This window comes from Devosia chinhatensis (assembly GCF_000969445.1).
Classification (GTDB): domain Bacteria; phylum Pseudomonadota; class Alphaproteobacteria; order Rhizobiales; family Devosiaceae; genus Devosia; species Devosia chinhatensis.
The window spans coordinates 1166640-1180373 of the sequence record NZ_JZEY01000054.1; the positions used below are offsets into that span (position 1 = coordinate 1166640).

Below are 13734 nucleotides of genomic sequence, written 5' to 3' on the forward strand. Positions count from 1 at the left end.
AGTGAAGCAAGCTAGTTCGCTCAATGGGGCGGGAGCAGGATTGCACCATCCGTGTCTGGATGGATTGGGAGGACTGCGCTGTCCTCGTTGACCTGAGAAGTCGCACTCAGCTAGGGTCATCAGAAATTCTGAGTAGAAGGAGGCACGCATGCACAACACAGGTGCAATCCGCCGTTCATCTGGCGTGTCTCGCGCGACGGTGCCGTCGCAACTTCCATTACTTACGGCTCCTTTTGGGGCTGAGCTCAGGACTTCCTTTCATGTTCGAACTCAAACCACCTGGCTTTGCAGCCATCGAACCCCTTTTTAGCAAACTTTATCTTCGACACGGCAGCGTTAGGGCGGTTCTCCGTGATCCTTCTCTTGGCCAGATTTTTGTGGATGATCTAGCGTCACCTAGCCAAGCCATTCTGCGTGGACCAGAGGGAGTGTATCTCGCTGGTCAACCCATCCAAGACCTCGGCAGCTTGGCGGGAGCGATTGCAGATTGGGACTATGTCTATCCCGATGAATCTTGGTTTCCGGTCATCCGCGACGCTCTGCCCAACCGCTTTATGATTGCGCACGACCGAGTGAGGTTCACCCGAAAGGCAAACCATGCTCGTTCCTTTGCCGTACCCAGCAGCTTCGAACTTATCGTCAGTGGCCAGTCTATGGATGTGTCAATCAGTCATGCGGATGAGATAGTCTCTCGCTGTTCCGTTGACATGAACGTCGATGGGTACGCAGAGTTCGGCGTTTGGACACACCCGGCCTATCGAGGGCGCGGCTTGGCGAAGATTGCAGCCAGCGCCAGCATTCACCAAGCTGGCGAGCAGGGCGTCACTGCCTTTGCTTGGCATTGTCATGCTTCAAACACTCGTTCCCAGAAAGTCGCTGCAGCTTTGGGCTTCGACGTTGCGGATCGCTACCAGGCATTTAGCGCTAGTATCCCTGCCGAAAATGACGGTGACCTCGAAATCTCATATTGTCGCGAACTGGCTGAATATTTCGAAACCGGCGCCTCAGAAATCGTGTGGCTCGATTTTCACGCGGCGGTTGCATGGACTTTGGCTGACGAGCCCTGCAAGGCCGTGATCGCCGTCGAGCGCCTCGTGCAGCGCGGGTGGACGGGCAAGGGAGAATGGCTCCAACAGCACTGGGCGCTTGAGAGGCTCAACGTCTATCCTCGTTTCCAAAGTGCGGTCAAAGCGCGCCGTTCCGCCCCTTAGTCCCCCCCCCCCGCACCGCCTGACGAGATCGGCCAGTCCGATGTCGTCAGGATGCTGTGTCCGCTGTGTGGTCGGATGCGGACCGAAAGGGAGTTGGTCAGCGGGTTATTGGTGCCCGTGCGAATGAGACAGCAGATCCATTTGTCACTCAGATAAGTTTCAACTGGCGCAGCGACTTGTATCCGGCCTTCCCGATAATGATGTGATCGTGCACCGTGATACCTATAAGGCTCGCGATTTCGGCAATTTCTTTGGTTGTCCGTACATCTTGCGCCGATGGGCTAGGGTCTCCGGAGGGATGATTGTGGACCAAAATCAGGGCGCTGGCCGAAAGCTCCAGCGTTCGTCCGATAACCTCGCGCGGATAGACAGGTGATTGGTCTACCGTCCCCATCTGTTGAACTTCGTCGGCGATGAGGCGATTTTTTTTATCGAGAAAGATCAATCGCGTCTGTTCGCGCTGTTCGAATGCCATGGTGATGCGACAATAGTCGACTAGCTGCGACCACGAGGCAATTATGGGGCGGCAATCGTCAATGCTCAGGCGTGCCATTCCAATGGCGACCTCGCGTATCGCGCCAAACAGTTCCGCGGACGCGCGACCGACACCTGGTGTTTCCACAAGTAGGTTTACCGGCGCGGCGATTGCGGCGGGAAGGGAACCAAAGCGAGCGATCAAGGCAAGCGAAACTTCTTTCGCTCGCTTCGCGCCTAAAGATTGGAGCAGCAGCTGCGCCAACAACTGGCTTTGTCGCTCCAGCGGCCACTTTTGCACTGTCGCACCATCTGCAAATGATGCAGAAGCCTCGTCAAATCCGGCGCGAGTTCTCATGATTAAGCGGCCTGCTGATCCGGAAGCGTACTAAACACCGCCCCCTCAATCCGGCCCAACTTCCTGGCAGCAAGCATTGCTTGCTCGCTGACATCGAAATAGATCGGCAGCCACGGACTGCCGTCGATATCGATTGGGCTCCCATGTTTATGGATGGACCAGCCCATTTTCGTCCAAAGCGGCACCCACTTCTGATCTTGGATGCCACCCACTTGTGTGTAGCCATGGTGCAGACAGTATTCCATGACCGCCGCGCAAGCCTGCGCCAATATCCGCACCGAGGATTTGTCTCTCCGGTGCGGTACAATGAATCCACGGGTCCACTCCATAACACGCGGGTTGCGGGGCATCGGTAGTAGATCGCAGCTTGCAGGAAAAACCTCGCTAAGCATGTGCGGGAGGTGGGTTGGGATCAGACGAGAGCCCGCCACGAATTCATTGCCGTCCATCATGATCAGGTAAGCGGCCGACGCGGTGTCGAATTGATCAATCTCGAGGCCGTCAGGCGACCTCGGAACCCAACCGAGCTCCTCGGCATAAACCGCATGCCTCGCCCTAAAAAACTGGTCCAACTCAAGCTGGAACAGGTGTTCATTTGCCTTGGTCACGAAGTGAAATTGCATGATAACCATCCCGTTGTGATGGGATGAGATTTCATGCAGGTCAGGGGTTTAACTACCGGCCGAAAGGCCGGTTGATCCGCAGATTCGGCGACAATTTCGATTGCGGACCGAGCGGTTACAACCGGATCATCAAAGAATGATTTGCCGCGATTTAATCGCCTTGGCAACGGCGTGAGTGGTGGTGCTGGCGTTGAGTTTCTCGCGAGCTTTCTGCAGATGCTCCTTCACTGTCCGTTCGCTTATTGTCAGGATTGTTCCGACGTCGAATGCGGACTTGCCATTAGCAATCCAGCGCAGGACTTCTCGCTCGCGCTCACTAATGCGGCCGATCGCGGATCGAGTCCGGTCATATAGTTCTGCCGCTCTCATTTCAGCATGCAGGCAGACCAGGTGCAGCATTTCTCTCTCGAGGAGATCAAGCTGCACAGGCTGATCAGCTGCTAGTGAGACGACCGCCTGCACACTTGAAGGGTCGCCCATTGGAAAGCCTACGCCATCGACCAAGCCTATTGAGCGCGCCTCCGAGGCAATCTGCTGGGCTATTCGTGTCCGGCGTGAGGCCTTTCGCGCTTCGCTCCAAGAAAAGGGCCTCGGACTGGTCAATGACACTAAGCTGACTGGGTCATTCCAAAAGAAGCGACCCTCCCGATATCGGACTAACCACTCAGGCGGCCAAGTGTGAGCGATGATATACGGCTCGGCATCCTCCCCAAGGTTCGGAAGGCGCGTCATCATGAAGTATCGAAAACCAAATCGAGCCAGAGTTTGGCTGAGATCTTCGATCAGCGTTCGTAAGCTATCCTGGTTGTCACAGCGTTCAATGAACGCCATTGCTACGTAGACCAGCTCTTGCATGCTGCCCTCGTGCCTCCACCCGTGACGTTTTTACCAATTGGAAAAACATCAGGACAAGAGAACAGTTCATTTGGCGCACAGCAAAATTGCTGTTAGCAAAATCGCGACACAACTCTAAAGCGGATTGGCCTCATGCAGGCCACTGCTTAATCGTTTCACTGGACAATGCTTTTATCTGGCTGCGGGGGCAGTTGAAGGAGCGGCCACGTTTATGATTGCAGACTTTCGATACAACGTTTCTCCGTCGAACGATCAAGTCATCATTCGGCTGTTCTGGAAGTGTGGCCGCCGAATGGGTCATATCCTAGTGCCTCCGGATGTCGGTGAGGCCATCACGCGCGAAAGTATTCCTGAACCCGGTGAACTCCCGATTTTCTCGGCGTTGGGCTATGCGGTTGTGCTGGCCGGTCAGAACGCATTGCAGCTGAGCATTACTGGAGATCGCTCAGTGTGGGACTGCAGTTGGGGGCATCTGGTCGAAACGCACTGAATGATCAAAGCGTGTTTATGAGCGGCTTCTTGGTGTCAGTGCCTTCGTAGCGGCTGTTATTCACTGAGCGGTCAACCCGGTGAAACTCCAGCTGGCTATCGATCTGGGCGTCGAGCAGAAGAGCCTTGGCGTCTGATCCTTGAATGCGCGTGTCCAGCCAGGCGCTGTACGCCTCTTGAGGCAGGATAACCGGCATTCGTGTGTGAATGTGCGCGATCTCGGGCACGGCCGGAGCGGTGATGATCGTGCAACTCGTCACGCCCAGATTGTCATTGTGCGCCCAGATCCCGGCGAAGCTAAAGCCCTTGCCGCCGGGCAGCTGCAGCAGCCAAGGATCCTTGCCGCCGTCCTCGGCCTTGGTCCACTCGAAATAGCCATCGGCCGGGACGAGGCACCGCCTGGATTTGAACCCCTCTCGAAAGGCTCCGCTGGTGTCGACGGTCTCGATCCGGGCATTGAACATGGCGTTCTTGCTGATCTCTTTCGCAAAGAACGGCACCAGCCACCAACGCCCCCTGTTCAGCTCAATGTTTCCGGCCTTATCCAGATGCGCGAAATCAACATCCTGGGTCGGCGCGATGTTGAACCGCGGCTGCGAATTGGTTTTTGCCGGTGGCGCATCGTGGATCGAGTAGAGGGCGTGCAACTCGGCCCAAGTCATCTCATTGGTGAAGCGGCCGCACATCAGAACCCCTCTCTAATCGCCAATCGGCCCCATTTCGGCTGCCACAGGCCGGCCTCCGCCAAGGTGACCACCACCCTGTCATAGCCCATCTTCTCTCTAAGTTGCTCTGCTCGGCATAAAGCGTCCGGCACGGATCGTGGCTGCATTTCGCCGCCGGCGTCAAAGATACCCCGAGGCGTCACCCGAGCGCACCAATATATCGCGGCAGTCGGCTCAACATAGCCCATGCCCAACATCAACATGTCGGCGCTAGTTCCGCCAATCCCAACCATAATGGCATCATCCGCGACTTCGTCGTCGCTTGTTGTCCACCGATAGATTGGCCGCCGTAAATCGGCGATCATGGCCAGGATTGAACGTTCCCTTTCATCGGCGCACTCCGCCTCGCGCAAGTGCTGAGGGATGCGCTGCAGCTCCCTCAGCAGGCGGCCGAGGCGCGCGATCTCTTTGTCGCGCTTTGGGTCGGTGTTCGGCACGCGAGGCATTACGGCAGCGTGCCATGAGGATGCAGTAACCGCTAGAGCCAACGGTGGCTGCTCATCCCCAACAATCGAATTTCCTACGTTGTTCCTTTTTTGTTCTCGGTGTACGAGTCGAGCCCTTGCACACAGCGAGGTGACAAAATGGGCATAGCGATCAAGGTACCAAGGGCGGTGAATATCCGTCGCCTCTACGATACCGGTCTGAGTGAAAAAGACATCATCACCCTCACGGGATACGCACCTGCGATCGTGAAAGAAGCGCTGGCAGCTGGTCGAAAAGGCCATGCAGTCCAGAAATGAAGTCGCCGTCAGCATTATGCCTGCGAAACCCTACCAGCAAGCAATCAGCCATCCGGCGGAAAGCGTTCGGATGATCGACCTTCTGCACTCCAAGATGCCGGTGCCGGTCACCGCCTTTTCGAGCCTGCGCGTGCCGCTCGTCGGCCAGTCCGTGCATGCAGGCTTTCCGTCTCCGGCTGACGACTTCATCGAGGAGATGATCGATCTCAACCAGGTGCTGGTCCAAAATCCGACCGCCACTTTTCTCTGGCGCGTGGTCGGCGATTGCATGATCGACATCAAAATCTTTCCGGGCGATGTCGTGGTCGTCGATCGCAGCCTTAATCCTAAGCATCGCAATATAGTCTTGGCCATTATCGATGGGGAACCAACCCTCAAGCGCCTCAATCGGCGGGGCGGGATGATGTTCCTGCACAACGAGAACGCCAAGCTGCCAGCGTTCACAATTGCCGACGGTATGGAAGTATCGATCTGGGGCATCGTCACCGCCACCATCCGCGACCTCAAGAAATGACGCGAGCTCTAGCGCTGATCGACGGCAACAGCTTCTACTGTTCCTGCGAGCGCGTCTTCGATCCCAGGCTTGAAAGACGGCCCGTTATCGTGCTGTCGAACAATGATGGCTGCGCAGTGGCCAGGACCGCGGAGGCCAAGGCGCTGGGCATCGGCATGGGTGCTCCATACTTCAAGATCCGCGCCCTCTGCGAACGAGAGGGCGTCGTTGCCTTTTCCAGCAACTATGCCCTTTACGGCGACATGTCCCGTCGCATGAACCAGCTTTATCAGCAGTTCTCTCCCGAGATCGAAATCTATTCGATTGATGAGAGCTTCCTCGACGTGTCCCCACTGCCTGCAACCCAACGAACGGAATGGGCTGCCGACCTGCGCGCCACAACGAGGCAATGGACCGGAATTCCAACTTGTGTGGGCATTGGCCCGACCAAAACACTTGCCAAGCTGGCCAACAAGGCGGCCAAACGGCTGCCGGCCGGCGTGCTTGATTTGAGCGATGAGCAAGTGCGGCGGGAGGTCATGGCTTCGTTTCCCGCAGCCGATGTCTGGGGCCTCGGCCGAGCAAGCCAGGCTAAGCTAGCGAGCGTTGGGATCACCACGGCTGCCCAAGTGCGAGACATGGACCCAAAGCTGGCCCGTCATCTCATGACGGTCGTCGGCGAGCGGATTGTGCATGAACTGAACGGCCGCGCTTGCATCGAGCTCGAAGCTGTGGCGCCGACCCGCAAGGGGTGCGCGGTGACACGATCGTTCGGGACACGTGTAACGGCCAAGATCGACATGGAGCAGGCCGTGGCTGGATATGCCACGCGGCTCGGCGAAAAACTGCGCCGGCACGGTTTAGCAACTGATCATGTAACGGTCTTCATGCACACCTCTCCTTTTGATGAAGAGGGACCGCAGCGCAGCGTCTCAATGACGATCGACATTCCCGAGGCGACCAATGATAGCCTCGAACTGATCCGTGTTGCTCGACGGGCAGTGGATGGTCTCTGGCGCAGTGGCTTCAGATACTCCAAGGCTGGCATTATCACAGACGACCTGGTGCCGCCGCCAGTCCCGCAACGCGCACTATTCGATAATCTGGACCACGAACGTGCCGCGAAAGTAATGGCGGCAATGGATGAGGCGAACCGCAGATGGGGCAGGGCGACGGTTGTGCCAGCGGCGGTTGGCGTGGCCATGAAAAGCGCATTTCTCACAAAGTTCGAGCGTCGGTCGCCTCGCTATACTACGCGTTGGGCTGAATTGCCGTTTGTCAGATAAGGGCTGGAAAGGGAATGGCGGCTTTTGACCAATCGGATAAAATGGCGGACGGCTAAAATTGGACCCTGCGACACGGCCAAATTGCGGAAAGACCTATGCCCCTCCAGAACCGCGTGACGCCTTTCGGCGATATTGTCAGCGACCCTAGCCGGGGGGCCCTGATGGGCAATCGCGGCATCTTGCATGATGATAACCAACAGCTCGGCACAAGCCGCTGGAAACACCACAACTGGGTGACATGCGTCCTATCCTTCAAAGGGCGCAAGCGTGCTCTGATGGCCCTTGGCCACTACACCGAGCTCTTCTTTCTCGACGAAGCTACAGCGCTGGCGGCAGGCCATCGCCCCTGCGCGGAATGTCGCCGCGCAGACTACGAGCGGTTCGTGATGGCCTGGGTCGAAGGCAACCGGATGGCCACGCGCCCAGCGGCACCAACCCTCGATTCCGACCTGCATTGCCATCGCGTGACCCGAAATGGCCAGCGCGTGACGTACCGCGCGCCTGGCGACACACTGCCAGATGGCACAATTATCGCTTTGGCGACCGAGGCCTGGCTCGTCTGGCGCGGGCAGAGGCATCGCTGGAGCTTCATCGGCTATGGCGACAGCCAGCCCCTCGATCACACCGAAGTCGAGGTGCTGACGCCGCAGCCCACCGTAGCAGCCTTATGCGCGGGGTATCGACCCGCAGTTCACCAGAGTGTGGAGGTGATGACGGTGGCTGGCGGACCAGGCGGAGAGCGGTGAGCGCAGCGTTGCTGCAGCGCTAAGTTTCGGGCGGGATCTCCTTCGTCCCAAATTTCTAACCGGTCGGATCAGCATGGCTTTATCGCGCAATCGAGCGACTCAGCCTGGACTTCGCGCTTAGAGCCAGGCCGGAACAGGAGCACCTTGTTGTCTGCTGTGTCGACCGACGGGGCGAGGCCGACGACCGCTGCGCTGATCATGAAGTTCGCCTGGCTGCGGATGCTTCAGGAACGCCCAAGTCAGGATGGCTAGATTGTGCATGAACTGCCTGGCCTCTCAGAGGAATGACCAGTTTCAAGATTCAGAACACCAACAGATACCGACCGAGTACGGGCCGTAAGCTGCCTGTCCGCTTTTGATAGCCACGTGGTAATAGCGGACAATGGGCAGGCGACGCTGTTGGTGAAGCCAGGGTCGGATATCAACGTCCAACGTTTGGTCGGTGTCGCATCGATTGGCGGCGGACGAAGGTTTGCCATTGTCATGGGCGACTCCTGAAGGAATCGGGTCGACAACAATATTCTTGCGTCCGTGATTGCCAGAAAATGTCAGCGGCTGCGGTCAGGGCAAGTAGGAAGGCAAGGGCGGCAGCCGCTGTTAGGTGACGAAGCTGGGGTGGGCATGGAATCGGCCTCACAATGCAGTGTCGCACAAGTGTCATGACCAGGCCGTGAGCGGCGCTGTAAGCATTTTGTCAGCTTGGGGCGGTTATGATGGGCTCATGCGGCTGCGCCTGTCACTCTTGTTTTTCCTCCTGGTCGTCCCCGCCTTGGCGCAGGGCAATGGCAGCGGGCCGCCTGCTGAGCGGCCCGGCGCCAGTGCAGGCAACGGCCTCGGTTCAGGAAATGGCAATGCCGGAAGCGGAGTAAACAACGGACCTGACGGAAGTGCCGGCAACAATGGCAGTGCCGGCAACGCTGGCAATTCCGGTGGCCCGGGAATCGGGAGCGGATCGGCCGGCAATGGCGGCCAGGGCGCCGCCCCTTCTGCAAATGCCGGGCGTCCTGCCCATGCGCGGCCCACGGCCTCAATAGCCCCTAATCCTGCCAGTCCAGCTCCAGGGCGCGCGCCGCAGGCCGCAGGCGCGCAGCAGCAGGCCGAAAATACGCCTGTAGAATACCTTGGCCAGGATTTTGCCCGTAAGGCTGTCAACGCGGGTCAGGCGGTAAGCCTGATCAGTCTTGTTCCCGACATACAGGCGCGCACCTCCGGGGAAATCATCGACGCGGAAATGCTCAATGTCCGAGGCATGCTGGTTTATGCCGTGCGAGTTTTGCAACCCAGTGGACGGGTGACCAGCGAATTCTACTACGCCCGGTCCGGCATCTATATTGGAAGTGAATAGGCATGAAGGTTCTGGTTGGCGAGGACGATGACCGTATCGCTGATGTGCTCAAGTCGGCGCTGGGGCAGTCCGGCTTTGAAGTGCATCGTGAGCGCGATGGCGAGACCACTTGGTTTCGCGCCGACACCGAGGACTTTGACGCGATCGTTCTCGATCTTGGTCTGCCACAGATGGACGGGCTTACGGTGCTCAAGCGGTGGCGACGCAAGGGACTTGATACGCCCGTGCTCATCCTCACTGCCCGAGGCCAGTGGGAGGAACGCGTCGAGGGCATCGAGGCTGGCGCCGACGACTATGTCGCCAAGCCTTTTCACGCTTTGGAGGTGGTGGCGCGTATTCGCGCGCTCATTCGCCGCTCCAAGGGGCTGGCATCCTCCAAAATCGCGTTTGGAAAGTATGAAATTGACATGCGCGCCCTACAGGTGACCCAGGACGGCATCTCAATGGAGCTGACGCCGCAGGAATATAAGCTCATAGCTTATCTGCTGCACAATCGTGGCCGCGTCGTCTCCCAGCTTGAAATTACCGAGCACATATACCGCGAGAATTTCGAGCGCGATTCCAACGCAGTCGAGGTGCTGGTCGCGCGTTTGCGAAAGCGCCTTGGCCACGACGTCGTCAAAACCCGGCGCGGTTTTGGTTACACTTTGGGTGACGCCTATTGATGCGGGATTCCATCCGCTTTCGGCTCATGGCGCTGGCGACCCTCATTGTCGTCTGTGCGCTGGTCGGCTCGGGCATTATTCTTCATGCCCTGTTTGTCACCAATCTCGAGAGAAGTGTTCAAGCCGATCTAGAGGGCGCCATGTCGCGCATCATTGCGCTGATTGACCCTCAGGCGCCAGAGCCCGCCCTGCTCGGCACATTGCCCGACCCCCGATACGAAACGCCACTTGGCGGTCGGTATTGGCAGGTCCGCTCGCTGGACAGCGGAGCGATCCTCAGCTCCCGGTCACTGTTCGAACAGCAGCTCGATCCAGTGGAGGGCGACGGCCAAACCACACTTCATTATGAAGATGCGGCGGGCCATCATCTCATTCTGATCAACCGCGATGTCGAGATCGGTGAGCGCCGCTACCAGGTCACCGTCGGGCAGGATCACGACCCCATCCATCGCGCCGGCGAACGCTACGCCAGCGAGATCGCACAGCTCTTTGGGCTTCTGGGCATTGGCATCATCATCGCCTCCTGGATGCAGCTGCGGCTCGGCCTTAGCCCGCTGATGACGTTACGAAGTGGTGTCGACGCTATTCGGAGTGGAGAGGTCCAGCATTTAAGTGGGCGTTATCCCAGCGAGATCAGCCCGCTTGTCGATGAGGTCAACGCGCTCCTAGTCGAGCGGGAGAAGATGGCGGAGCGGGCGAGACGGCGCGCGTCCGATCTCGCTCATGGCCTAAAGACGCCACTTGCAGCGCTTCAGGGCATAGCCATGCGCCTTCGCGAAAGGGGGGAAGACGCAGAAGCCTTTGCTCTTAATGAACTGGCCACCGAAATGTCGGAGCGTATAGACTACCAGATGCGCCTTGCCGCACTTCGGACACGGGCTGAGCAGCATCGCGAGAGCAGCTCTCTCAATACCGCCGTCCTGCGCACCATGGCAGTCCTTCGCAAGACCGAGCGGGGGGAATCCCTGAACTGGCTCGCTCAGCTTGGCGATGACCTGCAGGTCGACATCCATCGACAGGACCTTATGGAATTGGTCGGCGTGATGCTGGAAAATGCCTGCAAATGGGCAGATACGCGCGTGTTGATCGAGAGCGCCCGTCACGGTGACCTAGGAATGCTCGCCATCGAGGACGACGGTCCTGGAATCACTTCGGATTTGCGCGACAGGATCGGCAGTCGCGGCATGCGGTTGGATGAGAGCATGCCTGGCACGGGGCTCGGCTTGGCAATTGCAACCGAGATCATGGACCTCAACAGCGGTACCATTACCTATAGCGAAGGCCGGCAAGGCGGCCTGCGCGTGGAAATGCGCCTTGCTCTGTCCGAGCCCTAGCACGGCGTCTCCTCGCTGGCCGATAGCGGATTGTCAGTTCCCAGACTGAGGAAGATACCTGCCAGAAGGCAGATTGGCGCTGCGGCGGCGAGCACGATGAGAGCAATCATGTGTATTCTCCTTTCATGCAAGACGCGTGAGAAGCCCGGCGGTTCCCAGAATTGTAAGATTACATTTTGCTTACAGGCAATGTAATGCAGTAATAATGTAAATTTTATTTCGATAAAATTCGGGAACCATTGAATTATGCGCGTGTTCATTTTGCACTAACACAACACGTGCGAGGAAAAAATGAACAAGTTTTTTGTAAGTTCTGTATCTGCAGTGGCCTTGCTCTTGCCGGTTGCTGCCCATGCCCAGATTATAAAAGGTGACGTAGAGGCCAATGCGGCTGTTGGAGGCGCTGCGGGTGGTGCGACGGGCGCCGTCGTTGGTGGCCTGGTCTTTGGACCAATCGGTGCTGTGATCGGCGGGTTTACCGGTGCCACCATTGGTGCGGCAGGCGGCGTTGAAGCCACCTCGGTGGAATATGTTCGGCTGAATCCGACGGAGCCTGTCGTGATCGATAGTACGATTGAAGTCGGTTATGTCGTACCAGCAGAAATCGTAATCCATCCCATCGAGGGGGATGCCACCCACGGCTATTTCTACACCAATGACCGCGTGTATTTCGTCGACCTCAGCAACCGCGCAGTGGTCTATTCACCCGGCATCGTCGTTGCCGCCGAAGCGCAGTAAATACCTCAAGGCAGCCGTTCAAGCGGCTGCCTTTTTGTTTCCATTCATCATCGAGAACGATCATGTCCAGATCCCGCCTTCTGGCCGGTGTGGCGCTCGCCGCGCTGTGCCTGCCCGTTGCCGCGCTTGCACCAGTGAACCCCTTCGGGGCGGCGCCCGTACAAGCGCAAACTGTCAATGTCAGCTTTCAGCTATTTTTCGAGCAGCTGGAGCCCCATGGCGTGTGGGTGCACCATTCCCGTTACCAGTACGTATTCTGCCCCACCGGCATTGATGCTGACTGGCGCCCTTACACCGATGGCCGGTGGCTCTATATGGAAGGCCGCGGCTGGTATTTCGCCTCTGACGAACCACATGCCTGGGCGACATATCATTACGGTCGCTGGTTCCCCGATAGCCGGCTGGGCTGGTGCTGGGTCCCGGGCACGAAATGGGCACCGGCATGGGTGAGTTGGCGCCGCAGCGACAATGTTGTCGGATGGGCCCCGCTCCCGCCCGAACGAAATGGCGTGGCGGTCTCGCTGGAAGTCAGCAACCGCGATCTGCCCGCAGGCTACTGGGTCTATGTACCCACCGCCCAATTCGTCGAGCCAGATCTGCGCCTCAGTGTCGTAATCGGCAATACCCAGCCGCAATACTACACCGAGACCCGCTTCCTTGGCCCCGTTGTCGTCGAAGGCGACGTCGTGGTCAACAATGTCATTGACGTCACCTATATCGAACAGACCATCAATCAGGAGGTGATCGTCTATCAGCCGGAGACGGCGTCCAGCCCGGACGAGCAGTCAGTGACGGCAGACAATCAGATCATCGTCTTCGATCAGGACGTGGCCGAGGCTGCCGCCGAAGTGATGCCGTCAGAGGCGGTTGAAGAGGAGCAGGCGCTCGAAACCATCGAAGCCGAGGGCGGCACAGCCGGCGCAACGGCGGAAATCGCAGCGGAAGGCGAGGCGGTGGGAGTAGAAGCGCCTGGCGTGGACGCCGGGGCTATGCCAGAGGAAGACGCCGGGGCTATGCCAGCCGAAGACGACAGTCACGTCAATGCCGGCGCCGCGGCGGAAGTCGAAACCCCTGTCGATGAAGGCCAGGCGGCGCAGAGCTCTGAGGCGCCGGCCGCTGAGGCTACGCCCAGCGGTTCTGCGTCCTCCGACAAACCTGCAGCGAAAGGCCAGACGACCGAAGCGGCGGAGCCGCCTTGCCCGCCGGAAACCATGCAAGACGGTGTCTGCCCCATAATCCCCGCGGACCGCAAGCAGCCTGATGCAGTCGATGCAGCGCCGGCTGAAACTGCCACCCCGGTTGAAGAGCCGCCTGCGGAAGGATCGGTGCCCGAGCCTGTTCCTGCGGCTGACGCAGAGCCGACTCCGGGCGCCCCCGATGTGCCAGATGGCGACGCTGCCACAGCACAAGACGAGGTCCCAGCCGACGAACTGCCTTGTCCCATCGAAGTGCGGGTAGATGGCAAGTGTCCGCCTCTGGCCCCTGAAACTAACCAGTAACTGCTTTCAAGGGCGGCTTATGCCGCCCTTCTCCCATCCATAAACTTACATTTCCATTACACACGGCGTAACTTAAATATTACAATGTTTTCAATCACTTATTGGAACGTGAGGCGCTTCTCTCGGTTATGTCTTCACGTTAACAACGGA

At 58.3% G+C, this 13734-nt stretch carries 15 protein-coding genes; 10 read left to right on the forward strand and 5 right to left on the reverse strand.

Annotation, left to right across the window (positions count from 1 at the left end):
- Window positions 1-260: 260 nt before the first annotated feature.
- Window positions 261-1211 (forward strand): GNAT family N-acetyltransferase, encoded by a 951-nt coding sequence (locus VE26_RS05680; RefSeq protein ID WP_160297804.1) that lies wholly within the window; start codon window positions 261-263, stop codon window positions 1209-1211.
- A 148-nt stretch (window positions 1212-1359) separates the two neighbouring features.
- Here VE26_RS05680 and VE26_RS05685 read toward each other — a convergent pair whose 3' ends face one another.
- The 3 genes from VE26_RS05685 to VE26_RS05695 form a co-directional block, all read right to left on the reverse strand.
- Window positions 1360-2043: a JAB domain-containing protein gene (locus VE26_RS05685; RefSeq protein WP_052715696.1), complete on the reverse strand. Its 684-nt coding sequence runs from the start codon at window positions 2041-2043 to the stop codon at window positions 1360-1362.
- Window positions 2044-2045: 2 nt separating this feature from the next.
- Window positions 2046-2666: an acyl-homoserine-lactone synthase gene (locus VE26_RS05690; RefSeq protein WP_160297805.1), complete on the reverse strand. Its 621-nt coding sequence runs from the start codon at window positions 2664-2666 to the stop codon at window positions 2046-2048.
- Window positions 2667-2795: 129 nt separating this feature from the next.
- Window positions 2796-3521 (reverse strand): helix-turn-helix transcriptional regulator, encoded by a 726-nt coding sequence (locus VE26_RS05695; RefSeq protein ID WP_046104118.1) that lies wholly within the window; start codon window positions 3519-3521, stop codon window positions 2796-2798.
- 211 nt (window positions 3522-3732) lie between these two features.
- Between VE26_RS05695 and VE26_RS17745 the strand changes: the two genes are divergently transcribed.
- Window positions 3733-4011, forward strand: coding sequence for a hypothetical protein (locus tag VE26_RS17745; protein WP_152658727.1), 279 nt, complete (start codon window positions 3733-3735; stop codon window positions 4009-4011).
- A 4-nt stretch (window positions 4012-4015) separates the two neighbouring features.
- Here the strand turns inward: VE26_RS17745 and VE26_RS05700 are convergent, their stop codons facing one another.
- Together VE26_RS05700 and VE26_RS05705 are read right to left on the reverse strand one after the other, a co-directional pair.
- Window positions 4016-4696, reverse strand: coding sequence for an SOS response-associated peptidase (locus VE26_RS05700; protein ID WP_046104119.1), 681 nt, complete (start codon window positions 4694-4696; stop codon window positions 4016-4018).
- Complete coding sequence (locus tag VE26_RS05705) at window positions 4696-5493, reverse strand: hypothetical protein (protein ID WP_160297806.1); 798 nt, start codon at window positions 5491-5493, stop codon at window positions 4696-4698. The genes VE26_RS05700 and VE26_RS05705 overlap by 1 nt, the downstream gene beginning before the upstream one ends.
- Before the next feature lie 55 nt (window positions 5494-5548).
- On the opposite strand from VE26_RS05705, the gene VE26_RS05710 reads away from it, so the two are divergent.
- The 8 genes from VE26_RS05710 (at window position 5549) to VE26_RS05750 (ending at window position 13584) form a co-directional block, all read left to right on the forward strand.
- Entirely contained in the window at window positions 5549-5992 is a 444-nt protein-coding gene (locus tag VE26_RS05710) for a LexA family protein (RefSeq protein WP_046105063.1), read from the forward strand.
- A complete protein-coding gene (locus VE26_RS05715; protein ID WP_046104121.1) occupies window positions 5989-7257 on the forward strand; it encodes a Y-family DNA polymerase in 1269 nt (422 codons plus the stop codon). Before VE26_RS05710 ends, VE26_RS05715 begins: the two co-directional genes overlap by 4 nt.
- A gap of 275 nt (window positions 7258-7532) precedes the next feature.
- Window positions 7533-8003, forward strand: a complete 471-nt coding sequence (locus VE26_RS05720) for a hypothetical protein (protein WP_200897212.1) — start codon at window positions 7533-7535, stop codon at window positions 8001-8003.
- Between the two features lie 721 nt (window positions 8004-8724).
- Entirely contained in the window at window positions 8725-9348 is a 624-nt protein-coding gene (locus tag VE26_RS17045; protein ID WP_052715699.1) for a PepSY domain-containing protein, read from the forward strand.
- Between the two features lie 2 nt (window positions 9349-9350).
- On the forward strand, window positions 9351-10013 hold the full coding sequence (locus VE26_RS05730; RefSeq protein ID WP_046104123.1) for a response regulator transcription factor: 663 nt from the start codon (window positions 9351-9353) through the stop codon (window positions 10011-10013).
- Window positions 10013-11347 (forward strand): ATP-binding protein, encoded by a 1335-nt coding sequence (locus VE26_RS05735; RefSeq protein WP_046104124.1) that lies wholly within the window; start codon window positions 10013-10015, stop codon window positions 11345-11347. The genes VE26_RS05730 and VE26_RS05735 overlap by 1 nt, the downstream gene beginning before the upstream one ends.
- A gap of 291 nt (window positions 11348-11638) precedes the next feature.
- On the forward strand, window positions 11639-12085 hold the full coding sequence (locus tag VE26_RS05745; RefSeq protein ID WP_084620017.1) for a DUF1236 domain-containing protein: 447 nt from the start codon (window positions 11639-11641) through the stop codon (window positions 12083-12085).
- A 62-nt stretch (window positions 12086-12147) separates the two neighbouring features.
- Window positions 12148-13584, forward strand: coding sequence for a DUF6600 domain-containing protein (locus tag VE26_RS05750; RefSeq protein WP_046104126.1), 1437 nt, complete (start codon window positions 12148-12150; stop codon window positions 13582-13584).
- Window positions 13585-13734: the final 150 nt, after the last annotated feature.